Below are 25,743 nucleotides of genomic sequence, written 5' to 3'. Positions count from 1 at the left end.
GCCCGCATGAGCACCCTCTACGATTTTTCCGCCCGCGCCATCGACGGCACGGAACAGTCCCTGGACACGTACCGCGGCCGCGTGCTGCTGGTGGTGAACGTGGCCTCCAAATGCGGCTTCACGCCGCAGTACGCCGGCCTGGAAGAACTCTACCGCTCGTTCCACGACGATGGTTTCGCGGTGCTGGGTTTTCCTTGCGACCAGTTCGGCCACCAGGAACCCGGCGACGAAGCCGAAATCCGCAATTTCTGCAGCACGCAGTACGACATCACCTTTCCGCTCTACGCCAAGATCAACGTCAACGGCGAGGACGCCCACCCGCTCTACCGCTGGCTCAAGGGCGAGAAGCCCGGCGTCTTCGGCACCGAGGGCATCAAGTGGAACTTCACCAAGTTCCTGGTGGGCCGCGACGGCCAGGTCATCAAGCGCTACGCGCCCACCGATACCCCGGCCGGCATCAAGGACGACATCGAAAAGGCGCTGTCCGCGCCGGTCTGAGCCGCGCGTCAGCGCAGCGGCGGCAGCCGGCGGCGCACCGTGTGGGACTTGACGATGGCGGTATTGGTTTCCGCAAATTCGGTCACGCGCTCCAGGATGCCGTCCAGATGCGAGATCGAGCGCAGCACCACGCGGGCGATGAAGCAATCGTCGCCCGTCACCTTGTCGCATTCCACGAATTCCGGAATCTGCTGGATCAGGCCTTCCACGTGGCGCAGCTGCCCGGGCAAGGGGCGGATGCGGACGATGGCCTCCAGCGCGTAGCCCAACGCGACCGGGTCCACGTCCAGGGTGTAGGCCCGGATCACGCCCGATTCTTCCAGCCGCCGCAGGCGGTCCGCGACGCTGGGCGCGGACATCCCGACCTGGCGCGCCAGGTCGGCCGTGGTGGTGCGCGCATTGGTGGTCAGCATCTCCACCAGGCGGCGGTCGATACCGTCCAGGACCGGGTTTTCACTTTTTAGGTCGTTTTGCATAAATTCCACCTAAACAAAGGTTTCGGAATCGATTCACCACATCAACATCATATAACCAGCTTGATCCGCCTGGGATAATTTCTCCATCGAATATCGTGGCCGCAAGGCCCTGGAGAACCTCATGAATCCCTCATCAGAACGCGTGGGCCTGGCCCAGATGGCCGCGGCGATGACCCTGTCCGGCACCCTGGGCGTGTTTGTGCTGGAGTCGGGGCAAAGCGCCTGGAACGTGGTCTTCTTCCGCTGCGTGTTCGGCGCCCTCTCCCTGTTTGTGTATTGCTGGGCGCGCGGCCTGCTCAAGCCGGGCCTGTTCACCGCCCGCACGCTGATGCTGGCCCTGGCCGCGGGCGCCGCGCTGGTGCTGAACTGGGTGCTGCTGTTTTCCGCCTATCGGCTGGCGTCCATTTCGCTGGCCACCGCGGTCTACAACGTGCAGCCCTTCTTCCTGATCGGCCTGGGCGTGCTGTTCCTGGGCGAGCGGCCCACGCGCGGCAAGCTGGCCTGGTCGGTGCTGGCCTTCGCCGGCCTGATGCTGGTGCTGCGCCTGTCCGAAGCTGGCGGCGCGGACGGCCGCGCCTATCTGTCGGGGCTGATGCTGGGGCTGGGCGCGGCGGCGCTCTATGGCGTCACCGCCATCATCGTCAAGCGGCTCAAGCACATTCCGCCGCAGGTGCTGGCGCTGGTGCAGGTGACGCTGGGCGCGGTGATGCTGCTGCCCATGGCGGACTTCAACGCCCTGCCCGCCGCGCCGCTGCAATGGGGCTACCTGGTGGCCCTGGGGCTGATCCACACCTGCCTGATGTACATCCTGATGTATTCGGCCATCCAGAAGCTGCCTACCACGTCCACCGCGGCATTGAGCTTCATCTATCCTGCCGTCGCGATCCTGCTGGACTTCATGGTCTACGGCCACCGCATGGACGCCACGCAGATCGCGGGCGTGGCCATGATCTTCCTGGCGGCGGCGGGCGTGAGCCTGAACTGGAGCTGGCGCCTGCCGGGGCGGCCGCGCGCAGGCACGGCCTGAACGCGGGCCGCTGCCAGGGCAAGCCCCCGGGGCAAACCCGTACCCGCCCCCCGGTTATTGGGGCCGGCGCGAAGCCGGCCCCGCTATCATGGCCTTTCCCTGCGCCGGCCGCCGCCGGCGCGACGCACAGGACATCCCATGATCGATCTCTACTACTGGACCACCCCCAACGGCCACAAGATCACGCTGTTCCTCGAAGAAACCGGCCTGCCCTACAAGATCCATCCGGTGAACATCAGCCGCGGCGATCAGTTCAAGCCCGAGTTCCTGGCCATTGCCCCGAACAACCGCATTCCCGCCATCGTCGACCAGGCCCCGGCCGGCGGCGGCGCGCCGATCTCGCTGTTCGAGTCGGGCGCCATCCTGCTGTATCTGGCCGAGAAAACCGGCCGATTCCTGCCCGCCGACGTGCGCGGCCGCGCTGAAGTGTCGCAGTGGCTCTTCTGGCAGATGGGCGGCCTGGGTCCCATGGCCGGCCAGAACCACCACTTTTCCGGCTACGCGCAAGAGCGCATCCCTTACGCCATCGACCGCTACGTCAAGGAAACGAACCGCCTCTACGGCGTGCTGAACAAGCGCCTGGCGGACCGCGAGTTCGTCGCCGGCGACTATTCCATCGCCGACATGGCGGCCTATCCCTGGATCGTGCCGCACGCCAAGCAGGGGCAGGACCTGAACGAGTTCCCGCACCTCAAGCGCTGGTTCGACGCCATCGCGGCCCGCCCCGCCACGCAGCGCGCCTATGCCCTGGCCGACACCATCAACACGGCGCCGTCCATCAGCGACGAGGAATCGCGCCGCATCCTGTTCGGCCAGACCGCCCAGAACACCACCCGCTGAAGGAGCCGCCATGCCCGACCCGCAACTGGTTTTCCGCCGCGCGCGCCTGGGGGATCTGCCGGCCATCGTCGCCCTGCTGGCCGACGATGAACTCGGCGCCACGCGCGAGAATCCCGCGCTGCCGCTGGACCCGCGCTATGCTGCCGCCTTTGCCGCAATCGGCCAGGACCCCAATCAATTCCTGGCCGTGGTCGAGCAGGACTCGAACCTGGTCGGCTGTTTGCAGTTATCGTTCATACCCGGCCTGTCGCGGCTGGGCCAATGGCGCGGACAGATCGAGAGCGTGCGCATCGCCTCGTCGTCGCGCGGCGCGGGCCTCGGACGCAAGATGTTCGAATGGGCGATCGAGCAATGCCGCATCCAGGGCTGCAGCCTGGTGCAGCTGACCACGGACCGCGCCCGGCCCGACGCGCGCAGGTTCTATGAAAGCCTGGGCTTCAAAGCCAGCCATGACGGCATGAAGCTCAGCCTGTAGTTTTTGGTACTGATACAGCAAGGAGCGCCCATGCATGGCGAATACAAAGTCCCCGGCGGCAAACTGGTCGTCGCGGATCTGGAAGTGCGCGACGGCCGCCTGGCCGACGTGCGCATCAGCGGCGACTTTTTTCTTGAGCCGCCCGAGGCGCTGGACGCCATCAATAGCGGCCTGAACGGCCTGCCGGCCGACGCCAGCGAACTGGAACTGGCGCTGGCCGTGCAATCGGCCCTGCCCGCCGATGCCGAAATGTTCGGCTTCTCGGCCGAGGCCGTTGCCGTGGTGCTGCGGAGGGCGCTGGCATGACGCGCACCGACTGGAACGACTACGACTGGCAGCTGATCCATGAAGGGCCGCAGGACCCGGTGCTGCACATGGCGCTGGACGCCGTCATCACCGACGAGGTCGGCGCCGGCCTGCGTCCGCCCACGCTGCGCATCTGGGAATGGGCCGCGCCCGCGGTCGTGATCGGCCGCTTCCAATCCTTGAAGAACGAAGTCGATCCCGAAGGCGCGCGCCGCCATGGCATCCAGGTCGTGCGGCGCGTGAGCGGCGGCGGCGCGATGTTCATGGAACCCGGCAACTCCATCACCTATTCGCTCAGCGCCCCCCAGGCGCTGGTGCATGGCATGAGCTTCCAGGAGTCCTACGCCTTCCTGGACGCCTGGGTGCTGACCGCCCTGCAGGGCCTGGGCATCAAGGCCTGGTACCAGCCGCTCAACGACATCGCCTCGGACATCGGCAAGATCGGCGGCGCGGCGCAGGCCCGCCGCGGCGGCGCAGTGCTGCACCACGTCACCATGTCCTACGACATCGACGCGGATAAAATGGTCGAGGTCCTGCGCATCGGCCGCGAAAAACTGTCCGACAAAGGCACCACCAGCGCCAAGAAGCGCGTCGATCCCCTGCGCACCCAGACCGGGCTGGCGCGGGAAGTGATCATCGACCGCATGGTGGAAACTTTTGCCGGCCTGCACCGTCTCACCCCCGGGCAGATAGGCAGCGACACGCTGGCGCGTGCGCAGGCGCAGGCGGCCGAGAAGTTCGCCACGCCCGAGTGGACCGGCGTGGTGCCCTGAACGGCCGCGCCCCGATTTTCTGGAGGTAGTTTCAATGCGTCGCACATTCACGCCGCAAGGCGCGATAAGCGGTCTCATCCTGGGCGCGGCCCTGCTGGCTTTGGCGGGCTGCGGCAGTACGCCGCCCGCGGACATCACCCTGGCCACGCAGGCTCCGGCCTCGGCGTCCACGCCGGAAAAAGTCGGCGACCTGTCCACCGAGCGCATCAAGTGGGCGTCCAGCAAGCCAGGCTGCGAGGGCGATTGCCCCCGCATCGAAATCGACAGCGTCGCGTTTCCCGGCATCCCCAAGCTGACCGCGCTGGTAGACCACGTGCTGGCCTACATGACCGGCACCGATGCCAACCGCCGCGGGCCCTATGACACGCTGTCCGAATACACGCAGTATTTCTGGTCGGTGGCTCGCGCGCGCGACGCCACCTATTTCAAGGCCAGCGTGAAGGACACGGTAGGCGACATCGTGGCCGTCGAACTGCACACCGAGCAATTCCTCACTGGCGCGGCGCACGGCATTCCGGCCACCCAGTACCTGAACTGGGAGCGCAGCCACGGCCGCGTGATGAGCCTGGAAGAAGCCTTGATACCGGGCCGCCATCCGCAGTACGTGGCGGCGCTGCGCCAGGCGCATGCCAAGTGGCTGGCCGGCAATCCGGATGCGCGCCGCGATCCGACGGCTTACAACAAGATGTGGCCGTTCCAGGAAAGCGATAACTATGCGCTGACGCGCGAGGGCATCGTGGTCAAGTACGACGCCTATTCCATCGCGCCGTACTCGCATGGCGAACCCGAGCTGAACATTCCGTATTCGGAACTGCGCGGGATCCTGAAGCCTGAGCTGCTGCCGGCTTCATAAGCCGCCCCTGGAAACGCCCGCGGCCTGCGCGGGCGCTCCCTGCGGCAGCAAGCCGGGGTTCGGTTGAGCGGACTGAGGATGGAGCTAGGGAGGTGGCCGCTTTTTTCGCGTCTGTGGCCGGGTAAGACGCCCAGTCCGCTCAGTGCAACCGCGGCGGCAGGGCGGCGCCCAAGCGCCGCCCATGCGCGCCTCTCGTCTTAGAAGCGGTGACGCACGCCCACCATGGCCACGGTGCTCTTCACGCCGTCGGTGAACGCGAAGTTGGTGGCATACGAACCCAAGGCGTACAGGTTGGTGCGCTTGGACAGGTTGTAGGTGTAGCCCAGGCTGTAGATGTTCATGGTGGCGTCGTCGCCGGTCAGCTTGGTGCTGTCGGTGTCGGCGCGCTGCCACGAAGCCAGGATGTTGCTGGCGCCGCCAATCGGCACGCTCAGGCCCACCAGGTAGGAATTGGCCTTGAAGCCCGACACCGCAACGTTGGTGCCAAAGCCCTTGGCCGTGGGGCTGCCGCTGCCGAAGGCATTGGCGCCCTGGCCGGTGAACCAGCCGTCACGCGTCTGGCCGTAGGCCAGCGCCAGCTTCAGCACTTCGAAGTCGTACGAACCGCCGATCATCCACGACTTGGGCGTGGCGTCGGTGTTCAACTGGTTCGCGGGGTTCAGCTGGTCATACGTCAGCGCCACGTTCACCGGGCCGCTGACATAGCGCAGGCCGGTCGTGATGGCGCGGGTGTTGTCGGCGGTCTTGAAGCCGGTCTGCGCGGTGGTCGTGTCGGAGGCATTGAACGAGTAGCCGATGCCGAACTGCAGGCCGCTGAACGACGGCGTCGAGTACTGCACCATGTTGTCGTAGCGGACCGTGTTGGCGGCGCTGAAGGCCACGCCGACGTTGGCCTGGCCGTAGCTGCCGCCGAACGGATCGATCGCGGCGAAGTACTTCGAGGCGATGTTGGTCTGACGACCCAGTTCCAGAAGGCCCCACGAGGTGCTCTTCAGGCCGATGGTGGCTTGGCGGCCGAACAGGCGGCTGTTCTGGCCCGACGTGCCGTTGGCCGAGTTGAAGCCGCTTTCCAGCGTGAACACGGCGCTCAGGCCGTCGCCCAGGTCCTCGGCGCCGCGCAGGCCCCAACGCGAACCGCTGGACACGCCATTGACCATGCCAACCTTGGACTCATGGTAACCATCGCCCTTGATGCGCTGGTAGCCGATACCCGTATCGATCAGGCCATAGAGCGTCACCGAGGTTTCCGCTTGCGCCGTTGCGCCGAACGCGGCCAGCATGGCGGTGACGAACAAAGTCTTTTTCATTGCAAATTCCCATTGATTGAACAGACATGCGCATCCGGGCTGGCACGCATCGCGTGCGGCGCGCTCGGCGCATGGCAGGAACGAATTCTAGGGACGCAATGTGTCAGTTCTTGTAACGCAAGCTGGGAAATTCCCTAGGCCGCAAAAAAGTGAGGGGGATGTGGCGTCCTGCCGACAGCCCCCACGTAGGGCGCGGCCCTCGCAGGCCTGCAATGTCGGTGTGCTATCCATGCGCGCAACGTGATGCGCTTGCAGCCACGCAAATGGAAATCGCCCCTTGCGGGGCGATTTCCGTTTTTGTCTCCTGCCCTCCTCGGCGTGACGTCCGGAGACGCCCCGCCGTATCGGGTATCAGGGGTACAGGCCGCGCACCTGACGCGCTTGCAGGATGCGCGTGCAAGCGACGATGAACGCCGCCGTGCGCAGGGTGACCTTGTGTTCCTTGGCCACTTGCGACACCGACGCGTAGGCTTCGCGCATCAGGCGCTCCAGGCGCTGGTTGATCTCGTCCTCGCTCCAGAAGAAGCTGGAGAAGTCCTGCACCCATTCGAAGTAGCTGACCGTCACGCCGCCGGCATTGGCCAGCACGTCCGGCACCACGTAGACGCCATGTTCGGCCAGGATGTCGTCGGCTTCCGGCGTGGTCGGGCCGTTGGCGCCTTCCACGACGATCTTCGCGCGCACCTTGGCGGCGTTGTCGACGGTGATCTGGCTTTCCAGGGCGGCCGGGATCAGGAATTCGGTTTCCAGCGTCCAGAACTCGTTCTTGTCCATCGCCTGGCCGCCGGAGAAGCCGCCCACGCCGCCATGTTGCGACACGTAGGACAGCAGCTTGTGCACGTCCAGGCCCGCGGGATTGTGGACGGTGCCGGTGTGATCCTGCGCGGCGATGACCTTGGCGCCGGCTTCATGGAACAGGCGGGCGGCGGTGCCGCCCACGTTGCCGAAGCCCTGCACCACCACGCGCGCCTTGGACACGTCGATGTTGAGATCGCGCGCGGCTTCGCAGCCCACCACGAACACGCCGCGGCCGGTGGCTTCCACGCGGCCCAGGCTGCCGCCCAGCGCGATCGGCTTGCCGGTGACCACGCCGGTGGCGGTGGCGCCTTCGTTCATGGAGTACGTGTCCATCATCCAGGCCATGGTCTGGGCGTTGGTGTTCACGTCAGGCGCCGGGATGTCCTTGGACGGTCCGATGATGACGCCGATTTCCGAGGTGTAGCGGCGCGTCATGCGCTCGAGTTCGGAGGCCGACAGCTTGCGCGGATCGACGCGCACGCCGCCCTTGGCGCCGCCGTAAGGCAGGTTCACCGCAGCGTTCTTGATCGACATCCAGGCTGCCAGCGCCATCACTTCGGAGAGCGTGACGTCCTGGTGGAAACGCACGCCGCCCTTGCCGGGGCCGCGCGAGGTGTTGTGCTGGACGCGGTAGCCCTCGAAGTGGGCAATGCTGCCGTTGTCGAGTTCGATCGGCACATCGACGATCAGGGAACGCTTCGGGCGCTTCAGGGTCTCGACCCAACGCGCCAGCGAACCAAGATACGGGGTGACCCGGTCGACTTGTTGCAGATAGTTGCCCCAGGGGCCGAGGTCCTCGGCGTTCAGATAAGACGGCAATGCGTGGGTGGGAGTTTGAGACATGAGCTGGCTCTCCTGACAAAGTTGCGCCATTTTATCCACGAAAGTTATAGCGTCCCCATTTAAAACGAAAATATTTTAATTGGGGACACATAACTGTTGCGGCGGTTGAACGGGCCGCAAACCCAAGCCTGATGCTGCCCTTATCCTAAGCCGCCAAATCGGCAGCGTCCAGCCTGCCAGCCATAAGCTGCAAGCCCTGCCGCCCGCCATAAGGAGGACGAAAAACGGGGCGGTTTCCTCCCAGGAAACCGCCCCGTATGGTCCTGCCCCCATCCGAAGGATGAGACGCCGGTCCGCTCAATCGTTCAACAACTGCCAGGCCAGGCGGGCAGCCGCCCGCGCGCCGTGGCCGTCCACGTCAAACCGCGGGTTGAACTCCGCCATGTCGGCCAGGCGCAGCTTGCCGCTGGCCTTGACCCGCAGCACGATTTCCTCGATCACCGCCAGCGGCACCCCATAGGGCGCCGGCGCCGACACCCCGGGCATGACCGCCGCGGGCAGCACGTCCAGGTCTATGGTCAGGTAGACGTGCCGGGCCCGGGCCAGCAAGGCGTCGACGTTGGCCAGGCGCGCGGCCAGATGGCGCTCCTGCATGTCGCGGTCCTCGACCCAGACCGCGCCGACTTCCGCGGCGCGCGCGTACAGCGCCGGCGTATTGGCCAGCCGCGATACGCCCAGGCAGGCGTATTGCAGGGCCCGGCCGCGTTCCTCGCAATAGCGCGAGATCTGGTCGAAGGGCGTGCCGGAACTGCCGGGCCGCCCGGTACGCAGGTCGAAGTGCGCGTCCAGGTTCAGCACCAGCACGGGTTCCGTGTCGCCGCGGGCGTCCAGCCAGCGCGCCAGGCCCTGGAAGCTGCCCCAGGCGATCTCATGGCCGCCGCCCAGCACCAGCGGGCGTGCGCCCTGCTCCATCAGTTCCGCCACGCGCAGGCCCAGTTGCTCCTGCGCGTCCTCCAGCCGGTCGCCCTCGCAGGCCACGTCGCCCGCGTCCAGCAAACGCGTGAGGCCGTGGGCCGGCAGGCCCGCCAGGAACTTGCGGATGGCCGACGGGCCTTCGGCCGCGCCGATGCGGCCCTGGTTGCGGGCCACGCCGGCATCGCAGGCAAAGCCCAGCAGCACCGCCTCGCCCTTGCGGGCTTGGCCACTGGCCGCTTCGACGATATGCGCCAGGCGGCGCGTGTCGCCTTGTTCGGCGCTGTCGTCGCGGGCCTTCCAGAGACTTGGGTCGAATTGCGCCACGCTCATGCCGCCCCCTGCCCCGCGTTCAGCACCGCCTGCAGGAACTCGCGGGTGCGCGGCTCGCGCGGCTGCGTGAAGATCACGTCGGGCGAACCGGATTCCAGGATCACGCCGCCGTCCATCACCGCCACCACGTCGGCCACGTCACGGGCGAAGCCCATTTCGTGCGTGACCACCATCATGGTCATGCCTTCCTTGGCCAGCAGCTTCATGACCTGCAGCACTTCGCCCACCAGCTCCGGATCCAGCGCCGAGGTCGGCTCGTCGAACAGCATGACCTTGGGCTGCATGGCCAGCGCGCGGGCGATGGCCACGCGCTGCTTCTGCCCGCCGGACAGGCTGGCCGGCATGGCCGACATCTTCTGGCCCAGGCCGACCTTGTCCAGCAGGTCCGCCGCCAGCGCATGCGCTTCTTCGCGGCCCATGCCGCGCAGCTTGCGCGGACCGACCGTCACGTTGTCCAGCACCGACAGGTGCGGGAACAGGTTGAAGCCCTGGAACACCATGCCCACCTGCATGCGCAGCTGGTTCAGCTCGGCCTCGGGCAACAGCTCGCCGTGGTCCAGCAGGGTCTGGCCGCAGATGTCGATGGTGCCGGTCTGCGCCACTTCCAGGCCGTTGCAGCAGCGCAGCAAGGTGCTCTTGCCCGAGCCGCTGGGCCCGATCACCACCACCACCTGGGACGGCAGCACGTCGAAGTCGATGCCGCGCAAGACCTCGTGGTCGCCGTAGGACTTGCGCAGGCCGCGGATGCGGATCATTTCTTGCGGGTCCGCGGCCCGGGTCGTAGCGGAGTTCATTGCGGAGTTCATTGCACCATCCCTCCCGCGCGCAGGCGGTGTTCAACCTTGCGCAGCACCAGCATGGTGGCCGTGGTCAGGATCAGATAAATCAGCGCCACCACCAGATAGGTTTCCAGCGAGCGATAGGACACGCTGATGATCTTCTGGCCTTCATGCATCAGGTCATGGATCGTCAAGAGCGACACCAGGGCCGAGTTCTTGATCAGCGCGATGAATTCATTGCCCAGCGGCGGGATCATGCGCACCACGGCCTGCGGCAGCACGATGATGCGCATGGCCTGGCCGGACGACATGCCCAGCGAGCGCGCCGCTTCGGTCTGGCCGCGGTCCACCGACTGGATCGCGCCGCGCACGATTTCGGACACGTAGGCGCCCGAGTACATGCCCAGGCCCAGCACGCCGCAGGCGAACGCCGGCAGGGTGATGCCGAAATGCGGCAGGCCGAAGAACCAGATGAACAGCTGCACCAGCAAGGGCGTGCCGCGGAACAGCAGCAAATAAACGCTGCACAGGTTGTAGATGACGTAGCGCTTGGGGTTCAGGCGTCCCACGCCCACCAGCAGGCCGATGACGCAGGCCAGCAGCAAGGCGCCCGCGGTCACCTCGACGGTGACCACGGCGCCATTGATCAGCGCGCCGAAGTCGGCAAAGACGGGAGAAAAATCCAGGTTCATTTCGCGGGGGCCTCGAACCACTTGTTGACGATGGCCTGGTAGCTGCCGTCGGCCTTGAGCTTCTGCAGCGCGGCGTTCAGCTCACGGGTCAGCTCCGGCTTGTTCTTGGGCACGGCGATGCCGTAGTCCTCGGTGGTGATCTGGTCGTTCAGCACCGTCAGGTCCGGCGTGCTCTGGGCGAACAGCTTGGCGGCGGGCTTGCCGGTCACGGCGGCTTCGGCGCGGCCGATCTGCACCAGGTTGAACATCTCCTGGTTCTTCTCGACTTCCACGCGCTGCACCGCCGGGTAGTGTTCCTTCAGGTAGTTGACCGACTTGGTGCCCACCTGCACCGACACCTTGCGGCCGTCCAGGTCCTTCAGGGTCTTGACCGGGCCGTCCTTCTTGGTCATCACGACCAGGCCGCCCGCGTAGTACGGATCGGTGAAGTCCACCACCTTGGCGCGTTCGGGCGTGATGTAGATGGCGGACACGGCGATGTCGGCGCGGCCGGCCTGTAGCGCGGGGATCAGGCCCTTGAAGTCGATGTCGATCCATTCGACCTTCTTGCCCATGGCGCCGGCCAGGGCTTCCACCAGTTCGATGTCGAAGCCGGTGCGCTTGCCGTCCTTGACGAACTCCATCGGCGGGAAGGTCGCGTCGGTGACGGCGCGGATGGTGTCCTGGGCAAACGCCGGGGCGGCGCTCCAGGCGAGGCCCAGCGTCAGGGCGGCGGTCAGCAGTGTGCGGCGAGTGGTCATGGTGGGTCCTCTATGGAATATGGATACGGCAGTCGGGTGTCTACGGGTACGGCGTGGAATGGAAGAAGGCGGTCTTAATGAGCTTGCAGCTTCGCCGAGATGCGCCGGGCCGCGGCCACGGTCATTTCGGTCAATGCCTCGGGCCGCTGGGCGGCCCGGGTCGACGGCGCCATCAGCGTGATCGAGGCCACGGCCTGGTTGGCGCGTTGAAAAATGGGGACGCTGACGCCCCAGACGCCGGCATCGACTTCGCTGTCGGTGACGGCATAGCCCTGGGTGCGGATGGCTTCCAGTTCGTGGCCCAGCCGGCCGGCGTCCACATCGGCCTCGGCCGCCAGATACGCCAACGCGGCCTGCTGTCGGGCAAGCGGCATGAAAGCCAGCAGCGACTTGGCCGAGGCGCCGCGCGCCAGCGGCAGGCCGCGCCCCTTGGTGAAGGAACAGCGCAGCGGATGCTGGCTCTCGATCATGTCCAGGCACACGGCCTGATCCTTGACCGCCACCAGCAAGCCTATGGTTTCGCCAGAAGCGGCGGCCAGCGCGGCCATGTCGGGCTGCGCTTCATGGATCAGGAACGAGGATTGGTCAAAGCCCCAGGCCAGTTGCACGCACAGCGGGCCGGGACCGTACTCGCCATCGTGCTCGGCAACGAAGCCCCAGCGCTTGAGCAGCGCCACCTGGCGGTAGAGGGTGCTTTGCGCCAGGCCGGTCTGCTCGGCCAGGGCGGCGATGCTGAGGGGGCCGTCGTGCCTGGCCAGGGTGGCCAGCACATACAGCACGCGATCCGCGCCTGCCCCGACTGATAGATCCGCTTTCAACATTTGGCTCCAAGCTAACGGAGCGCAGATTATCAATTTATGGCTCTTACTCTGCTTTTTATTCCCGAATACTGAGAATTAATAGGGAAAACCCCAGAGCCCAGACGCAAAAAATGCGCCCGAAGGCGCCAAAGCATCCGCCGCGCCCCGGCGGCGCACGGCGGCGCAAGCCGCGGCCAGAGGCCGGTCAGGGCTGGTGCGCGGTCGACCCCAGGATGCGCTCGGCGCAACGCGCCCAGTACAGCAGCCTTGCGTCCTCCTTCACGAAGCCGACCATCTGGAAGCCCAGCGGCAGGCCATTGGGGCCGCGCGCCACCGGCAAGGTGATGGACGGGTTGTGCAGCAGCGACCAGATGCGGATGAAGGCGGAGCTGCCGGTGGAGCTGGCCGGCGGCGCCTCGCCCAGCGTGGACGGCATGGCCACTGCGTCGACTTCGCGCGCAACGTCGTAGAACGCCCGGCGGCATGCGTCGGCGGCATCCAGCGCCCCCGCGTACTCGGCCGCGGACAGGCCCTCGCCCATCGTCAGGTACTCGATCAGCCCGGGATCGCACAGCGCCGCATGATCGCGCTTGATGGCGGCGTACTCGCGCGCCAGGTCGTAGGCCATGATCACGTCCTGCGCCTCGCCCATGGTGTCGAAGGCTGCGGGCATGGCCAGTTCCGTGACCTTGACGCCTGCGGCCGACAAGGCGCGCAGATTGGCCTCGAAGCTTTCGCGCATGCAGGGCTCGGTGTCGGCCCAGTCCTTCGGCCGCCAAACGCCCAGGCGGAAATCGCTGCGCAATGCGGAGGCCGGATCGAACCGGGGATCGCCGGTAAACGCCCGCATGAACAAGGCCGCGTCGTCGACCGAACGCGAGATCGGCCCGATCACGTCCAGCACCCGCGAATAGCGCCGGATCGCCACGTAGGGAATGGCGTCCAGCGTGGGCTTGAAGCCCACCGCGCCGCAGAACGCCGAGGGCCGCAGAATCGAACCCGCCGTCTGCGTGCCGATGGACAGCGGCGCCATGAAATCGGCAACGGCCGCCGCCGAACCGGCCGAGGACGCGGCCGGCGTACGGGTCAGGTCATGCGGATTACGCGCAGGCCCCGGCAGCATGATGGCGTGGCGCGACACGGTGTTCTTGCCCAGCACGTTGAACCCCAGCTCATGCGCCTGCGTCACCACGGGCGCGTCGGCCTCGGGCTGGCGGCCGGGGAAGATCTCGGGGTCGCCCAATTCGGTGGGCATGGCCGCCGTGTCGATGGTGTCTTTGATGCCCAGCGGCACGCCGTCCAGCGCGCGCCGCCGGCCGTGGCGGTCCCATTCACGGGCGCGGGCCAGCGCGCCCTCGGCGTCCACCCGGACCCAGGCCTTGACGCCGCCGTTGCGCTCTTCGATGCGGTCCAGGCAGGCGCGCGCCCAGGCTTCGCAGGTCAGCGTGCCCTGCTCCAGCGCGGCCAGGCCCTGGGTGGCGGTCAAGGCGGCGATGGCGTCGGGCGCCGGGCGGCGCGCAACGGACGCCGGGGAAACCATGGCTTCGGAATTAGGCAAGATACGGCTCCTGCAAAGGGATATGGGAATAGGAATTTGCCATCCCGCCGGCGGCTGCCGGCGGGATGGCTCTGGCGGTTTCAAGCGGGGATGCTGCCGCCGGGCGGACGGTCCGCGCCCGCGTGGCCGCCCCGTCCTATGTACAGATCGCTCATATGCTGGTTGGCCAGCAGCGCCTGCCCCGTGTCGGTCAGCACGATGCGGCCGGAATCCAGCATGTAGCCGCGGTCGCTGAACGCCAGCGCCTGGCGCGCGCGCTGCTCCACCATCAGCACGCCCACGCCGATCTGCGGCAGCCGCCGCACTTCGGCGAACACCTGCTCGGTCAACGCCGGCGACAAGGCGGCGGACGGTTCGTCCAGCACCATCAGGCGCGGCGAGGACATCAGCGCCCGGGCGAAGGCCAGTTGCTGGCGTTCGCCGCCGGACAGGTTCTCGGCGTGGGTCTTGCGCCGCCCGGCCAGCGCCGGGAACAGCTCGAACATGTCGCGGATGCGCTTTTCACGCGCCTGCACGTGTTCCACCACCTGCAGGTTCTCCAGCACGGTCAGCGCGCCGAACACATTGCGCACCTGCGGCACATAGGAGATACCGATGCGCACGCGCTCCTCGACCGGCAGCGTGAGCAGGTCGCGGCCGTCAAAGGCCATGGTGCCGGCGATGCGCGGCAACAGGCCCATCACCGCCTTGACCAGCGTGGACTTGCCCGCGCCGTTGGTGCCGGCGATGGTAACGATCTCGCGCGGCGCCACGTGCATGTCGATGCCGGACACGATATCGACCTCGCCGTAGCCGCCGGACAGGCCTTGCATGACGAGCTGGCTCATATCACTCCCCCCATGTACGCCTCGCGCACCTGTTCATTGGCCAGGACGCTGTCGGGCGTGCCTTCGGCGATGACGCGGCCGCGGTCCATGACGTACATGCGCGGCACGATGCGCGACAGCTCTTCCAGGTTATGTTCGATGATGGCGACGGTCAGGCCGCGCTGGTTGAGTTCCACGATGCGCGCCGACAGCTCCTCGATCAGCACCGGGTTGACGCCGGCGAACGGCTCGTCCAGCAGGATGCAGCGCGGCTCCAGCATCAAGAGCCGTCCCAGCTCCAGCAGCTTCTTCTGGCCGCCCGACAGTTTCCCGGCGGGCTCGTCCGCGACCCGCGACAGGTTCAGGAAGGCCAGCAGTTCATGCACGCGCTCGGCGTTGCGCGCCTCTTCGCGGGCCACCTCACGGCGGGCGAACACCAGCGCCGCCAGCTTTTCGCCGCGCTGGTCCGGCGCCGCCGCCATCATGTTGTCGAAGACCGTCAGCTGGCTGAACTCGCGCGGCACCTGGAAGGTGCGGGCCAGGCCCCGGCGCACGCGCTGGTGCACGGCCACACCCGTGATGTCCTCGTCCGCGAAGCGCACGGACCCGGAACTGGGCGGAATGTAGCCCGTGACCACCGAGAACAGCGTGCTCTTGCCCGCGCCGTTGGTGCCTATCACCCCCACCATTTCACCCTTGCGCACTTCCAGCGACACGTCGTCCAGCGCCTTGAAGCCGCCGAAGCTGGCGCTCAGCCCTTTGATGCAAAGCAGCGTCATGCCTTTCTCCTGCGGGTAGCGGCAGCATTGCCGAAAATGCCCTGGGGCCGGTAAAGCACCACGCAGATGAGCGCCAGGCCGATGACGCCGATGCGCACGCTGGCCATCTGCACCTCCGAGATGCCGCCGACGAAGTCCCGCACGAAGCGCGAACCTTCCAGGAATCCGACCAGCAGCACCGTGCCGGCCACCACGCCGCTCAAGCGCCCCACTCCGCCCAGGATGATGGCGATCCAGATGTAGAAGGTGATCAGCGGCACGAACTGCTCGGGGCTGATGAAGGTCAGGTAGTGCGCCTGGAAGGCGCCCGCCAGGCCGGCCAGGCCCGCGCCCAGCATCAGCGAACGGGTCTTGAAGCGGGCCGGGTCCTTGCCCAGCGCCCGCACCGCGACTTCGTTGTCCCGCACCGCCTCGATCACGCGGCCAAACGGGCTGCGTATCACCAGATGGATGAGGAACAACGCGCCGGCGTTGACCGCCAGAAGCAGCAGCATGATCCACAGGTCCACCGTCTGCGGCGAGGCCCAGCCCGCGAACAGCCGCGGGATGCCTGGCAGGCCGTGCATCCCGCGCGTCAGCCATTCCTCGGTCTGCAGCATCATGCGCACCGACTCGGAGAAGCCCAGCGTCACGATGGCAAGGTAGTCGCTGCCCAGCCGCAAGGCGATCATGCCCAGCGGCCACGCGGCCAACGCCGCGAAGGCCGCGGCCGCCGCCATGGAGATGGGGATGGGCACGCCCTTGAGCGACAGCAGGGCCGAGGTATAGGCGCCGATGGCGAAGAAGCCGACGTGGCCGAAGTTGATCAGTCCGGTGAACCCGTAATGCAGCGACAGGCCAAAGGCCAGCAGCATGTAGATCAGGATCCCGATGGCGATAGCAATCAGATAGGCTTCCATGATTTCACCTCGCCGCCATCGGACGGCCGAAGATGCCCTGGGGACGCAGCAGCAGCACGCACAGCAGCACCGCGAAGGCGAACACGATCTTGTAGGCAGGTCCCACCACCAGGCTGGCGATTTCCTGCGCAATGCTGAACACCATGATCCCGACGATGGCGCCCACCGGATTGCCGATGCCGCCCAGGATCACGGCCGCGAACATGGGCATCAACAGTTCCCAGCCCAGTTCGGGGATCACCACTGCCTTGATGCCCAGCAGCACGCCGCCCAGCCCGCAATAGGCGCCCGCGATGCTCCACAGCGTGATCATCACGCGCCGTCCGCGTATGCCGCTGGCCGCGGCCAGCTCCGGGTTGTCGGCCACCGCCCGCATGCGCCGCCCGGTGGGCGTCATGTGCATCAGCGCGAACACCAGCGCCAGCGCCGCCACCGCCGTGCCGACGATGTAGAGATCGGTAGGCAAAATGCGCACGCCGCCGAAATTCCAGGCGCGCGTAAGCGGCAGGTCGAAGGTGTACTGGTCCTGCCCGGCGAAGAAGGTGATCGTGCTGCGCAGCGCGAACGCCACGCCGATGGACGCGATCAGGCGCGACACGTTGGAGCGCGACTCCAGCGGCCGGAACACCCAGGCATAGAAGAACAGGCTGACCAGGGTGGTGCCGGCGACGGCGGCCAGGCCGCCCGCCAGCATCGAGCCGCCGGCCAGCGCCTGCGTGAAGACGGCGGCGTAGGCGCCCAACGTCATGTAGTCGCCGCTGGCGGCATTGGGAAAGCGGGCGATGCCGAACACCAGCGTGATCGCCAGTGCCGGCAAGGCCAGCAGCATCCCGATCACAACGCCGTTGATCCCGGCGTTGATGACGGTGATTGCATCCATACTTGTGTTCCCCTAGTGTTTTTATCGTCAGACTTTGCCGGCGATGACTTCATTGAGCACCAGCTTGCCGTCGCGGATGTCGAAGACGCCAAAGTCCGGCACGGTCTCGCCCTGCTTGCCGAAGTCCAGGCGCGAGGATGCGCCGTCGTAGTCCACCGGCTTGCCTGCGCGCAGCAGCGCCTGGCCTTGCGCAAAGCCGCTGACCTTTTCACCGCCGCCCTGCGCGGTCACGGCGCGGATCTTGCCGTTGATGGCGGCCACGTCCGCGGTGGCCCCCGCCGCCTCGATCGCCAGCGCCAGCGTGATCACCATGTCGTAGGACTGCGAAGCAAAGATGTCCGGCTCGCGCTTGGTGCGCTTGCGGAATTCGGCGGCGAAGGTCTTGTACGCCTGGTGCTCGTGGGCCGCGACGTTGGAGATCGAGATGATGCCCTCGGTGGCTTCCTTGCCCAGCGCCTTCACCAGGTCTTCGTTGGCGGTCCAGCCGGGCATGATGAACTTGCAGTCCTGGCCGGTCTGGAACCACTCTTTCAGGATGATGGTGGCGTCGGGCCGGTAGGCGCTCAGCGAGATCACGTCGGGCTTGGAGGCCAGCACCTTGGTCAGCTCGGTGCGGTAGGTGGTCTGGTTGGGTTCGTAGATGGTGAAGGCGCTGACCTTGCCGCCCTTCTCCTGCCAGGCATCACGAAAGTAGTTGGCCTGCCCCACGAAGGTGGAGTTATTGAAAGCCATGACCGCCGGCCGCTTGAAGCCGCGCTGGCGCGCCACTTCCGCAAAGGCGCGGCCGAACACGGCGTTGGACGCCTGGAACATCCAGGCCAGCCCCTGCTTGTTCTCGGTCAGCATTTCCGGCGCGCCGCAGGTGTTCATGGTGATGAGGCCCGCGGCATTGGTGATGGGCATGGCGGCCAGGCCCACCGACGACGGCCAGATGCCCACCACCGCCTCGACCTTGTTGATCTCGATCAGCTTCTTCACGGCCAGCACGGCGGCGTCGGGCTTGGTCTGGTCGTCTTCGGCGTAGAGCTGGATCTTGCGGCCGGCAGCGCCGCCGGCGGCGTTGACCTCGTCGATGGCGATCTTGATGGCTTCCAGCATGGCCGGCCCGTAGGGGCCGCCGACGCCGGTGATGGAATTGAGCGCCCCCAGGCGGAACGGCTGGGCCGACTGCGCCCGGACCAGGGAGGGCGCGGCGGCGCAGGCGGCCAGCGCGGCGCTGGCCGCGATAAAGCCGCGGCGGGAGAGATGGATGGGCTGTGTCATGAAGGTTCCTTGCGGCGTGAACATCTTTGTTCAACTTCGAATAGCCGCCGGCGTCGAAAACGCCGGCGTCCCCTTGTAGCTTGGATGCGACTTCGATACTGCCTGCTGCGGTTTGCCTGCTACGCGATGACTCCTCGGGCGCGCATGCCTGCAATTCTGTCTTCCGCCACGCCAAAGCGGCGCAGCACCTCGTCGGTGTGCTGGCCCATCAGCGGCGCCGCCGTGCGCAAGGCGCCTGGCGTTTTGGAAAACTTGGTCGGAATGCCGATGGTCTTCATCTTGCCCAGCGCGGGATGGTCCAGTTCCTGCACCATGCCGCGCGCCAGGTAATGCGGGTCCTGCATGGCCTGGCCGAAATCGTTGATCGGGCCGCAGGGCACGGACGCCCGTTCGCAGCGCTCGATCCATTCGGCCGCGTCGGCGCGCGCAAACTCCGCTTCCAATATGGGTTCCAGCTCGGCAATGTGGGTCAGCCGGTCGGAGTTGGTAATGAAGCGCGGATCGGTGATCAGTTCAGGCCGTTCCAGCACATCCGCGCACAGGCGTTCCCAGGTGCGCTGGTTGGCCGCGCCTATCATGATGTAGCCCTGGCGCGTGTTGAACGCCTGATATGGCGCCGACACGCGGTGCCGGCTGCCGGTGCCTTCCGGCACCGTGCCGTCGGCAAAATAGGCGGCGGCTTCCCAGACGAACCAGGGCAGTCCGCACTCGGCCAGCGCGATGTCGATGTGCTGGCCCTCGCCCGTCTTCATCTGGTGGATGCAGGCGGCCAGGATGGCGTAGACCGCGGTCAGTCCCGCCCCCACGTCATAGATGGCGATGCCCGACTTCAGGGGCCGCCCGCCGGGTTCGCCCGTCATGCTCATGATGCCGCTCATGCCCTGGGCCACCAGGTCGAAGCCGCCCTTGCCCGCGTAGGGTCCGGAATGGCCGTAGCCGGAGATGGAGCAATACACCAGGCGCGGATTGATGCGCGACAGCGTTTCGTAGTCCACGCCCAGCGACTTGGTCACGCCCACGCGGTAGTTCTCCACCACCACGTCGGCCCAGCGCGCCAGCTCGTACAGCACCTCGCGCGCCTCGGGGTCCTTCAGGTTCAGCGCCACGCCTTGCTTGTTGCGGTTGATCTGGGCGAAACAGGTGGATTCGCCGTTCACATAGGGGCCCATTTCACGGGAGTCGTCGCCGGCGCCGGTCTTCTCGACCTTGATGACCTCGGCGCCCAGGTCGGCCAGCACCATGGTGCAATACGGCCCGGCCATGATCTGCGAAAGATCCAGGATCTTGATGCCGGCAAGGGGGGATGCAGCTTGAGTCATATGCGGTCCGTCTTGGGTCGGTGGCCGGATCAGCGGCCGATGAATTCAGGAATGCGCTTGGCGGCGAAGGCTTCGCGGCCGCGCCGGTAGTCCTCGGTGCCGAAGCATTCGTAGGCTTCGCTGCGTTCGTCCGGAGTCAATGCGCGTCCTTCGCGCAGCTGGCTCACGAAGCGCTTGTGCCAGCGGTTGACCAGCGGCGCCGCCGCGGCGATGCGGCGGGCGGTCGCGTAGGTCTGTTCCGCCACGCGTTCGTCATCCACCACGCGGGTCAGCAGCCCCTTGGACATGGCTTCTTCGGCGCCGAAGATGTTTCCTTCCAGCAGGATTTCCAGCACGCGCGCAGCGCCCACCACGCGGATCAGGTCGGTCAGTTCCTGGTGGTCCACGGTCAGCCCGATGCGATTCACCGGGATGCCGTAGCGGCTGTTGCGCCCGCCGATGCGGATGTCGCACAGGGCGGCCAGCTCCAGCCCGCCGCCCACGCACACGCCTTCGATGCAGGCCACGGTCGGATGGCGCAGGTGCTTGAGCGTGTCGGTCATGGACAGGGTGAAGAGCGCGTATTCGGCCGCTTGCGCGGCGCCGTCGCGGTCTTCCTCGAAGCCGCCGATGTCGCTGCCGGCACAGAAGGCCCCGCCCGCGCCGCGCAGCACCACGCAGCGCACGTCGTCGTCGGCGTCGAGTTCGCGCATGACCCGGCCGAATTCCCGGTACATGTCCAGCGTGAACGCGTTGCGCTTTTCCGGGCGGTTCATCAGCACGGTGGCCACGCCGTCGGCGTCGCGGCTCAGGTCTATGCTCATGCCGCGCCCTCCAGGCGCAGTTCGGTGCCCTTGAGCACCACCCTGCCGTCCAGTTCCAGCGTGGCGTCGGTGACGATGGTGTCGTAGTGCGCCGCCGCCTTGACGGTGCCGCCGATGTAGGCGCTGGTGCCCAGCGCCAGCTGGATCGAGCCGTAGACCGATTCGTCGGACAGCATGGTGCCGTCCAGCTGGCAGCGCGGGTTCATGCCTACGCCCAGCTCGCCCAGGTTGTAGACCAGCGGATCGTTGAAGCTGGCCAGCAGATCGCGGAACTGGCGCGCCACCGCGCCGCCCTCGATCGCCACCGCCATGCCCTTTTCCATATGGATGCGCACGGGTTCGTCGCGGATCAGCGAGACGCCGGGGATGCTGGCGTTGACCACGATCACGCCTTCGGCCGTGCCTTCCACGGGCGCCAGGCTGGACTCCAGGCAATAGCCCGCCGAAATGTCGGTGGTGTTGGCAAAGCCGTGCAGCGCGCGGCCGCGGCGGCCGGCGATGCTCATGGTCACGTCGGTGCCGAGTTCGCTAGTGACGCGGGCGGTGTCGGCGCGGGTCAGCGCGTCGGCCAGCCCCTGGATCTGCGGGCGCAACGCATCGAAATCGCAGTCCCAGCCTTCGGCCAGAAAGAAATCGGGCAGGTGTGATTCGGGCAGCACGATCACGCCGACCCCGGCGCGCGTGGCCTGCTGGCGCGCATCGGTGTGCGCGGCATTGGCGCGGGTCAGCGCGATGACCAGGTCGGCCGCCTGCATGGCCTGGGCCACCACCGGCGACAACTGCCGGCCGTGGCGCGCGGAGCCGGCGATCTGCAGCAGATGCAGGCCGGCGCCCGCCTCGTCCACCGCAATGGCCAGGGGCTCCACGTTATGGTGGGTATGCAGGTCATACAGCACCAGCACTTCCATGCCCGGCTTGGCCGCGCCCAGCTGGCTGACCACCTTGCGCGCGTTCTTCAGTTTCAACAATGTATGCATGGCGCGCTCCTCAAGCCGCTTGCGACGCGCGGGCGTCGGCGATGCGCTGGGCGTCGGCCACCGCGCGTCCGAGGATGTCCAGGCCGCGGGCCAGTTCCTCGTCGGTAATGGAAAGCGGCGCCAGGAAGCGGATCACGTTGCCGTAAAAGCCCGCCTTCACCAGCACCAGCCCGCCCTGGTAGGCGGCCTGCACGATGTGGGCCGCCAGATCGCCAGCGGGACTGTCGTCGCCCGCGCCGCGCACGACTTCGAACGCCACCATGGCGCCCAGGCCGCGCACGTCGCCGACGATGCCGTACTGGCCGGCCCAGTCCGCAAAGCGTGTGCGCACCCGGCCGCCCAGGTCGCTGGCTCGCGCCGCGTAGTCTTCGCGCCGCATGACGGCAATGGTGGCGAGCGCCGCGGCGCACGCCAGCGGGTTGCCGCCATAGGTGCCGCCCAGGCCTCCCACGGCGGGCGCGTCCATCAGGTCGGCGCGCCCCACCAGCGCCGCTATCGGCAGCCCCCCGCCCATGGACTTGGCCAGGGTGTAAAGGTCGGCCTCGATGCCGGCATGCTGGGTGGCGAACCATTCACCGGTGCGGCAGAAACCAGACTGGATCTCGTCGGCGATCAGCACGATGCCGTGTTGGGTGCAGTAGGCGCGCAGCGCCTGCAGGAAGGCGGGCGGCGCGGCATGGAAGCCGCCCTCGCCCTGCACCGGCTCGATGATCACCGCGGCGACCTGCTCCGGCGTGACCTCGGTTTCGACCAGGCGGCGGAATTCATTGAAGGCGGCCTCGGCGCATTCGGCTTCGGTCAGCCCCGAGCGGTAGCGCACCGGGAACGGCGCGCGATAGACCTCGGATGCGAAGGGACCGAAGCCGGTCTTGTAGGCGGGCGCCTTGGCGGTCAGGGACAGCGCCATGTAGGTGCGGCCATGGAAGGCGTTCTCGAAGGCCACCACCGCCTGCCGGCCGGTGGCGCGGCGCGCCACCTTGATGGCGTTTTCGACGGCCTCGGCGCCAGTCGTCTGCAGCATGGCCTTCTTGGGCCAGGATCCCGGGACCAGGCCGACCAGCGTCTCGGCCAGCTCGATGTATTCCGGATACATGACGATGTTGAAGCAGGTGTGCAGGTAGCGCGCCGCCTGCGCCTGGACGGCGGCCACCACCTCGGGGTGCGCATGTCCCACGTTCAGGGTGCCGATGCCGCCGGCGAAATCGATGTACGCGTTGCCGTCCAGGTCGGTCAGCGTGGCGCCGCGGGCAGCGGCCGCGAACACCGGAGGGCCATTGGCCACGCCCAGCGCGACCGCGGCATTGCGCCGGGCCAGATACGCCTGGCACTGCGGGCCGGGAAGTTGAGGGGACTGCGCGGCGTCTTTCATTGCCCAGGGCTCCTTGGATGAGTGGGTACGGCGACGAAGTGAAGCCACTATATTCTTGTACGTTTTATTGTGTCAATGCTGATTTACAACTACGCATTCTAAATTGTGCACAATCTTGCGTTCAAATTGTGATATGCTTTGCCCCACTCAACCCAGGTGCCTACATGCCCACTAAACGCGCGACTGCCTCTGCTGACGCCGCCGCCCCCGAAACACGCAAGGCGGCCTCCACCCACGAAGTCATACTGGATATGCGGGAACGCATTGCGTCGCAGGCCTTGCTGCCCGGCACCCGCGTGCCGGAAGAAGACCTGGCGCAGGCCTATGACATCCCGCGCGCCAAGGCGCGCGAAGTGCTGGCGACGCTGGAAGACCGCGCGCTGGTGGAACGGGTGCCCAACAAGGGCGCCGTGGTGGCCCTGGTCGACATGGAAACCACTTATCGCCTGTATCAGGTGCGCGAAGCCCTGGACGGACTGGCGGTGCGGCTGGCCATGGCCAACGCCACGCCCGCCGACTGGGAAGCGATGCAGGCCCTGCTGGGCGAGCCCTTCGAACAAAGCCTGAAAAGCGGCGACATCGAGGCGCACGTGGCCACGATCGAGCAGTTCCGCAACCACATCAAGGAACTGGCGCGCAATCCGGTGCTGAGCGACATGATCGAGCGCATCTACGACCGCACCCGCGTGTCGATGCGCCGCGTGGCCCTGCTGCCGGGCCGCTCAGAGATGGGGATCAAGCAATACCGCGCCCTGCTGGACGCCATGGTGCGCGGCGACGGCGACGAGGCCGAACGCTGCGTGCGCGAATTGAACGGCAGCGCCCGCGACTACATCGAGCGCTACAAGAACTACGTGATCTGAATCGGGCCGGCCCCTTGCGGGCCGGCCTCGGGCAAGCCCGCGCCTCAGGGCGCGGCGGGCTCGTCGTAGTTATTGAGCTTCACGCCCGAAACGCCCTGGACCGCGGAAGATGCGGCCGGGGCTTTCTTTTCTGCGGCGGGAGCCTGCGCGGCTGCCGCGCCCTGCTCCGGACTGGTCGGCGTGTCCGCTGCCGCGCCCGTCGTCGTCCCCGCCGCCTCGGCGCCTTCTTCGGCCGGCCGCGCCGCCCGCAGCTTGCGGCGGGTTTCTTCTTGTTGCGCGATCAGCTTGTCCAGTTCCGCCGCCACTGCCGTGGACTTGCCCGTCCTGGCCCAATCGGCCGGGGTCTGGCCCTTGGTATCGCGCGACCCCACGTCCGCCCCCGCCTTGAGCAGCAGGTCCACCATGGGCTTGCGGCCCGACAGCGCCGCCATCATCAGCGGCGTTTCGCCATTGGGCGCGGGCGCGTTGACCATGGCCTTGTGCGCCAGCAGCAGGCGCGCCATTTCCAGCTGGCCCTTCGAGGCCGCGTAATGCAGCGGCGTCCAGCCCAGGCGGTTGACCTGGGCGCCGCGCGCGATCAGCTTCTTGGCGCGTTCGGTCTGGCCGGCGATGGCCAGGTACATCAGCGGCGTCTCGCCCGCCGGGTTCTCGGCGTTGACGTCGGTGCGCTTGTCGGCGGCGATTACGTCGAACACCTTCCAGGCGCCGTCCACCACCGCGCGCATCAGCGCGGGCTGGCCATTCTTGTAGCGCACGTTGGGATCTTCGCCGCGCGCCAGCAGTTCCTTGATGTCGTCCGGGTAGTCATTGGCGACGTAGACCCACCAATCGCCGGGATTGGCGGCCTGCGCCGCAGCGGGAACCGCCATGCCCACGGCCAGCGCCAGCAGCGCTCCACGGCAACACGACAAGAAGGCGTTCTGGACGGAAGCGTTGCGGGCAGCCATGGATTTCCTATAAATCACTTTAAATAAATTAGATTAGATTATTTCTTTATCTTATTGAAAAGACGGAAGAAATTTTCGGTTGATGCACGCGCCACTTCGGCCACGGGTATGCCCCTGAGATCCGCGATCTTCTCCGCCACGTGGATCACCTTGGACGGATCGTTCAGCTTGCCGCGGTACGGCACCGGCGCCAGATACGGCGAATCGGTTTCGATCAGCAAACGGTCCAGCGGCACCTTGGCGGCCACTTCATGCACGATCTGTGCATTCTTGAAGGTCACGATGCCGGACAGGGAAATATAGAAGTTCTGGTCCAGCGCAGCCTGTGCCACTTCCCAATTTTCGGTAAAGCAATGCATCACGCCGCCGACCTCGGCCGCGCGCTCTTCCCGCAACATGCGCACGGTGTCCTCGGCGGACGAGCGCGTGTGCACGATCAGGGGCAGGCCCGTGTCGCGGGCGGCGCGAATGTGGCGGCGAAAACGCTCGCGCTGCCAGTCCAGCGGTTCGGACAGACGGTAGTAGTCCAGCCCGGTCTCGCCGATGGCCACCACCTTGGGATGCTCCGACAGGCGCGCCAGCTCCTCGGGCGTGGGATCCGGAGTGTCTTCGTAATCGGGATGCACGCCGACCGAGGCCCACAGATTGGCCTGCGGTTCGACCAGCGACATCAGGCCCGGCCATTCCGGCATGTTGACGCTGACGACCAGCGCGTGGGTGACCTGGTTGGCGGCCATCCGGTCAAGAATGGCCGGCAGGTCGGCCGCCAGTTCCGGGAAGTTCAAATGGCAGTGGGAATCGACGTACATGATGAGTCTGGATACAAGT

The 25,743-nt window shown here is 66.8% G+C and carries 28 protein-coding genes; 8 read left to right on the top strand and 20 right to left on the bottom strand.

Annotated features, from left to right (window positions below; all coding sequences use genetic code 11):
• Window positions 1–6: 6 nt before the first annotated feature.
• On the top strand, window positions 7–498 hold the full coding sequence (locus IB259_RS03390) for a glutathione peroxidase (RefSeq protein ID WP_059380299.1): 492 nt from the start codon (window positions 7–9) through the stop codon (window positions 496–498).
• 8 nt (window positions 499–506) lie between these two features.
• Here the strand turns inward: IB259_RS03390 and IB259_RS03385 are convergent, their stop codons facing one another.
• Window positions 507–974 (bottom strand): Lrp/AsnC family transcriptional regulator, encoded by a 468-nt coding sequence (locus tag IB259_RS03385; protein ID WP_054456773.1) that lies wholly within the window; start codon window positions 972–974, stop codon window positions 507–509.
• 121 nt (window positions 975–1,095) lie between these two features.
• Between IB259_RS03385 and IB259_RS03380 the strand changes: the two genes are divergently transcribed.
• The 6 genes from IB259_RS03380 to IB259_RS03355 all read left to right on the top strand — a co-directional run bounded on the left by IB259_RS03380 (window position 1,096) and on the right by IB259_RS03355 (window position 5,248).
• The gene (locus IB259_RS03380) at window positions 1,096–2,001 is read left to right on the top strand and encodes a DMT family transporter (protein ID WP_054456772.1); all 906 of its coding nucleotides are present in this window, start codon (window positions 1,096–1,098) and stop codon (window positions 1,999–2,001) included.
• A gap of 138 nt (window positions 2,002–2,139) precedes the next feature.
• Window positions 2,140–2,841, top strand: coding sequence for a glutathione binding-like protein (locus IB259_RS03375; protein ID WP_119451095.1), 702 nt, complete (start codon window positions 2,140–2,142; stop codon window positions 2,839–2,841).
• 10 nt (window positions 2,842–2,851) lie between these two features.
• A complete protein-coding gene (locus IB259_RS03370; RefSeq protein WP_054456770.1) occupies window positions 2,852–3,316 on the top strand; it encodes a GNAT family N-acetyltransferase in 465 nt (154 codons plus the stop codon).
• A gap of 30 nt (window positions 3,317–3,346) precedes the next feature.
• Entirely contained in the window at window positions 3,347–3,622 is a 276-nt protein-coding gene (locus tag IB259_RS03365) for a lipoate protein ligase C-terminal domain-containing protein (protein WP_192327501.1), read from the top strand.
• The gene (locus IB259_RS03360; RefSeq protein WP_054456769.1) at window positions 3,619–4,395 is read left to right on the top strand and encodes a biotin/lipoate A/B protein ligase family protein; all 777 of its coding nucleotides are present in this window, start codon (window positions 3,619–3,621) and stop codon (window positions 4,393–4,395) included. The genes IB259_RS03365 and IB259_RS03360 overlap by 4 nt, the downstream gene beginning before the upstream one ends.
• A gap of 34 nt (window positions 4,396–4,429) precedes the next feature.
• The gene (locus IB259_RS03355) at window positions 4,430–5,248 is read left to right on the top strand and encodes an RsiV family protein (RefSeq protein ID WP_054456768.1); all 819 of its coding nucleotides are present in this window, start codon (window positions 4,430–4,432) and stop codon (window positions 5,246–5,248) included.
• 197 nt (window positions 5,249–5,445) lie between these two features.
• On the opposite strand, the gene IB259_RS03350 is transcribed toward IB259_RS03355, so the two are convergent.
• The 17 genes from IB259_RS03350 to gabT form a co-directional block, all read right to left on the bottom strand.
• Window positions 5,446–6,555: a porin gene (locus IB259_RS03350; RefSeq protein ID WP_054456767.1), complete on the bottom strand. Its 1,110-nt coding sequence runs from the start codon at window positions 6,553–6,555 to the stop codon at window positions 5,446–5,448.
• A gap of 351 nt (window positions 6,556–6,906) precedes the next feature.
• Entirely contained in the window at window positions 6,907–8,196 is a 1,290-nt protein-coding gene (locus IB259_RS03345; RefSeq protein WP_054456766.1) for a Glu/Leu/Phe/Val dehydrogenase, read from the bottom strand.
• 297 nt (window positions 8,197–8,493) lie between these two features.
• Window positions 8,494–9,441, bottom strand: coding sequence for a formimidoylglutamase (gene hutG / locus IB259_RS03340; RefSeq protein WP_054456765.1), 948 nt, complete (start codon window positions 9,439–9,441; stop codon window positions 8,494–8,496).
• Entirely contained in the window at window positions 9,438–10,196 is a 759-nt protein-coding gene (locus IB259_RS03335) for an amino acid ABC transporter ATP-binding protein (protein WP_175162966.1), read from the bottom strand. Before IB259_RS03335 ends, hutG begins: the two co-directional genes overlap by 4 nt.
• A gap of 47 nt (window positions 10,197–10,243) precedes the next feature.
• A complete protein-coding gene (locus IB259_RS03330; RefSeq protein WP_013393489.1) occupies window positions 10,244–10,912 on the bottom strand; it encodes an amino acid ABC transporter permease in 669 nt (222 codons plus the stop codon).
• A complete protein-coding gene (locus IB259_RS03325) occupies window positions 10,909–11,652 on the bottom strand; it encodes a transporter substrate-binding domain-containing protein (protein WP_119451092.1) in 744 nt (247 codons plus the stop codon). Before IB259_RS03325 ends, IB259_RS03330 begins: the two co-directional genes overlap by 4 nt.
• A 74-nt stretch (window positions 11,653–11,726) precedes the next feature.
• Complete coding sequence (locus tag IB259_RS03320; protein WP_054456762.1) at window positions 11,727–12,473, bottom strand: IclR family transcriptional regulator; 747 nt, start codon at window positions 12,471–12,473, stop codon at window positions 11,727–11,729.
• A gap of 184 nt (window positions 12,474–12,657) precedes the next feature.
• Window positions 12,658–14,010, bottom strand: a complete 1,353-nt coding sequence (locus IB259_RS03315) for an amidase (RefSeq protein ID WP_225596767.1) — start codon at window positions 14,008–14,010, stop codon at window positions 12,658–12,660.
• A gap of 80 nt (window positions 14,011–14,090) precedes the next feature.
• Window positions 14,091–14,837, bottom strand: a complete 747-nt coding sequence (locus IB259_RS03310) for an ABC transporter ATP-binding protein (protein WP_192327498.1) — start codon at window positions 14,835–14,837, stop codon at window positions 14,091–14,093.
• A complete protein-coding gene (locus IB259_RS03305) occupies window positions 14,834–15,595 on the bottom strand; it encodes an ABC transporter ATP-binding protein (protein ID WP_054456759.1) in 762 nt (253 codons plus the stop codon). Before IB259_RS03305 ends, IB259_RS03310 begins: the two co-directional genes overlap by 4 nt.
• Entirely contained in the window at window positions 15,592–16,494 is a 903-nt protein-coding gene (locus tag IB259_RS03300; protein WP_088140207.1) for a branched-chain amino acid ABC transporter permease, read from the bottom strand. The genes IB259_RS03305 and IB259_RS03300 overlap by 4 nt, the downstream gene beginning before the upstream one ends.
• A 4-nt stretch (window positions 16,495–16,498) precedes the next feature.
• Window positions 16,499–17,374: a branched-chain amino acid ABC transporter permease gene (locus IB259_RS03295; RefSeq protein ID WP_054456757.1), complete on the bottom strand. Its 876-nt coding sequence runs from the start codon at window positions 17,372–17,374 to the stop codon at window positions 16,499–16,501.
• A gap of 27 nt (window positions 17,375–17,401) precedes the next feature.
• Complete coding sequence (locus tag IB259_RS03290) at window positions 17,402–18,637, bottom strand: ABC transporter substrate-binding protein (protein WP_225588714.1); 1,236 nt, start codon at window positions 18,635–18,637, stop codon at window positions 17,402–17,404.
• Window positions 18,638–18,756: 119 nt separating this feature from the next.
• The gene (locus IB259_RS03285) at window positions 18,757–19,956 is read right to left on the bottom strand and encodes a CaiB/BaiF CoA-transferase family protein (RefSeq protein ID WP_054456755.1); all 1,200 of its coding nucleotides are present in this window, start codon (window positions 19,954–19,956) and stop codon (window positions 18,757–18,759) included.
• Window positions 19,957–19,985: 29 nt separating this feature from the next.
• The gene (locus tag IB259_RS03280) at window positions 19,986–20,759 is read right to left on the bottom strand and encodes an enoyl-CoA hydratase/isomerase family protein (RefSeq protein WP_175213253.1); all 774 of its coding nucleotides are present in this window, start codon (window positions 20,757–20,759) and stop codon (window positions 19,986–19,988) included.
• Window positions 20,756–21,736, bottom strand: coding sequence for an aminopeptidase (locus tag IB259_RS03275; protein WP_175180816.1), 981 nt, complete (start codon window positions 21,734–21,736; stop codon window positions 20,756–20,758). Before IB259_RS03275 ends, IB259_RS03280 begins: the two co-directional genes overlap by 4 nt.
• Window positions 21,737–21,746: 10 nt before the next feature.
• A complete protein-coding gene (gene gabT / locus IB259_RS03270; protein ID WP_054456752.1) occupies window positions 21,747–23,105 on the bottom strand; it encodes a 4-aminobutyrate--2-oxoglutarate transaminase in 1,359 nt (452 codons plus the stop codon).
• Between the two features lie 164 nt (window positions 23,106–23,269).
• Between gabT and IB259_RS03265 the strand changes: the two genes are divergently transcribed.
• Entirely contained in the window at window positions 23,270–23,968 is a 699-nt protein-coding gene (locus IB259_RS03265) for a GntR family transcriptional regulator (RefSeq protein ID WP_054456751.1), read from the top strand.
• 44 nt (window positions 23,969–24,012) lie between these two features.
• On the opposite strand, the gene IB259_RS03260 is transcribed toward IB259_RS03265, so the two are convergent.
• Together IB259_RS03260 and IB259_RS03255 are read right to left on the bottom strand one after the other, a co-directional pair.
• Window positions 24,013–24,915 carry an ankyrin repeat domain-containing protein gene (locus IB259_RS03260; protein WP_175180815.1) on the bottom strand — a complete coding sequence of 301 codons (903 nt, stop codon included), beginning with the start codon at window positions 24,913–24,915 and terminating at the stop codon, window positions 24,013–24,015.
• Between the two features lie 38 nt (window positions 24,916–24,953).
• Window positions 24,954–25,724, bottom strand: coding sequence for a TatD family hydrolase (locus IB259_RS03255; protein ID WP_054456749.1), 771 nt, complete (start codon window positions 25,722–25,724; stop codon window positions 24,954–24,956).
• Between the last annotated feature and the right edge of the window lie 19 nt (window positions 25,725–25,743).

This window comes from Achromobacter sp. ACM04 (genome assembly GCF_014851465.1).
Lineage (GTDB): Bacteria > Pseudomonadota > Gammaproteobacteria > Burkholderiales > Burkholderiaceae_B > Achromobacter > Achromobacter aegrifaciens.
Note: the sequence above shows the minus strand (reverse complement) of the source record. Positions and strands in the feature narration are given on the sequence as shown.

Coding starts and splice junctions, on each gene's coding strand:
- IB259_RS03390 (WP_059380299.1), top strand. CDS start 7: ATGAGCACCCTCTACGATTTTTCCGCCCGCGCCATCGACGGCACGGAA.
- IB259_RS03385 (WP_054456773.1), bottom strand. CDS start 974: ATGCAAAACGACCTAAAAAGTGAAAACCCGGTCCTGGACGGTATCGAC.
- IB259_RS03380 (WP_054456772.1), top strand. CDS start 1,096: ATGAATCCCTCATCAGAACGCGTGGGCCTGGCCCAGATGGCCGCGGCG.
- IB259_RS03375 (WP_119451095.1), top strand. CDS start 2,140: ATGATCGATCTCTACTACTGGACCACCCCCAACGGCCACAAGATCACG.
- IB259_RS03370 (WP_054456770.1), top strand. CDS start 2,852: ATGCCCGACCCGCAACTGGTTTTCCGCCGCGCGCGCCTGGGGGATCTG.
- IB259_RS03365 (WP_192327501.1), top strand. CDS start 3,347: ATGCATGGCGAATACAAAGTCCCCGGCGGCAAACTGGTCGTCGCGGAT.
- IB259_RS03360 (WP_054456769.1), top strand. CDS start 3,619: ATGACGCGCACCGACTGGAACGACTACGACTGGCAGCTGATCCATGAA.
- IB259_RS03355 (WP_054456768.1), top strand. CDS start 4,430: ATGCGTCGCACATTCACGCCGCAAGGCGCGATAAGCGGTCTCATCCTG.
- IB259_RS03350 (WP_054456767.1), bottom strand. CDS start 6,555: ATGAAAAAGACTTTGTTCGTCACCGCCATGCTGGCCGCGTTCGGCGCA.
- IB259_RS03345 (WP_054456766.1), bottom strand. CDS start 8,196: ATGTCTCAAACTCCCACCCACGCATTGCCGTCTTATCTGAACGCCGAG.
- hutG (WP_054456765.1), bottom strand. CDS start 9,441: ATGAGCGTGGCGCAATTCGACCCAAGTCTCTGGAAGGCCCGCGACGAC.
- IB259_RS03335 (WP_175162966.1), bottom strand. CDS start 10,196: ATGATCCGCATCCGCGGCCTGCGCAAGTCCTACGGCGACCACGAGGTC.
- IB259_RS03330 (WP_013393489.1), bottom strand. CDS start 10,912: ATGAACCTGGATTTTTCTCCCGTCTTTGCCGACTTCGGCGCGCTGATC.
- IB259_RS03325 (WP_119451092.1), bottom strand. CDS start 11,652: ATGACCACTCGCCGCACACTGCTGACCGCCGCCCTGACGCTGGGCCTC.
- IB259_RS03320 (WP_054456762.1), bottom strand. CDS start 12,473: ATGTTGAAAGCGGATCTATCAGTCGGGGCAGGCGCGGATCGCGTGCTG.
- IB259_RS03310 (WP_192327498.1), bottom strand. CDS start 14,837: ATGAGCCAGCTCGTCATGCAAGGCCTGTCCGGCGGCTACGGCGAGGTC.
- IB259_RS03305 (WP_054456759.1), bottom strand. CDS start 15,595: ATGACGCTGCTTTGCATCAAAGGGCTGAGCGCCAGCTTCGGCGGCTTC.
- IB259_RS03300 (WP_088140207.1), bottom strand. CDS start 16,494: ATGGAAGCCTATCTGATTGCTATCGCCATCGGGATCCTGATCTACATG.
- IB259_RS03295 (WP_054456757.1), bottom strand. CDS start 17,374: ATGGATGCAATCACCGTCATCAACGCCGGGATCAACGGCGTTGTGATC.
- IB259_RS03290 (WP_225588714.1), bottom strand. CDS start 18,637: ATGACACAGCCCATCCATCTCTCCCGCCGCGGCTTTATCGCGGCCAGC.
- IB259_RS03285 (WP_054456755.1), bottom strand. CDS start 19,956: ATGACTCAAGCTGCATCCCCCCTTGCCGGCATCAAGATCCTGGATCTT.
- IB259_RS03280 (WP_175213253.1), bottom strand. CDS start 20,759: ATGAGCATAGACCTGAGCCGCGACGCCGACGGCGTGGCCACCGTGCTG.
- IB259_RS03275 (WP_175180816.1), bottom strand. CDS start 21,736: ATGCATACATTGTTGAAACTGAAGAACGCGCGCAAGGTGGTCAGCCAG.
- gabT (WP_054456752.1), bottom strand. CDS start 23,105: ATGAAAGACGCCGCGCAGTCCCCTCAACTTCCCGGCCCGCAGTGCCAG.
- IB259_RS03265 (WP_054456751.1), top strand. CDS start 23,270: ATGCCCACTAAACGCGCGACTGCCTCTGCTGACGCCGCCGCCCCCGAA.
- IB259_RS03260 (WP_175180815.1), bottom strand. CDS start 24,915: ATGGCTGCCCGCAACGCTTCCGTCCAGAACGCCTTCTTGTCGTGTTGC.
- IB259_RS03255 (WP_054456749.1), bottom strand. CDS start 25,724: ATGTACGTCGATTCCCACTGCCATTTGAACTTCCCGGAACTGGCGGCC.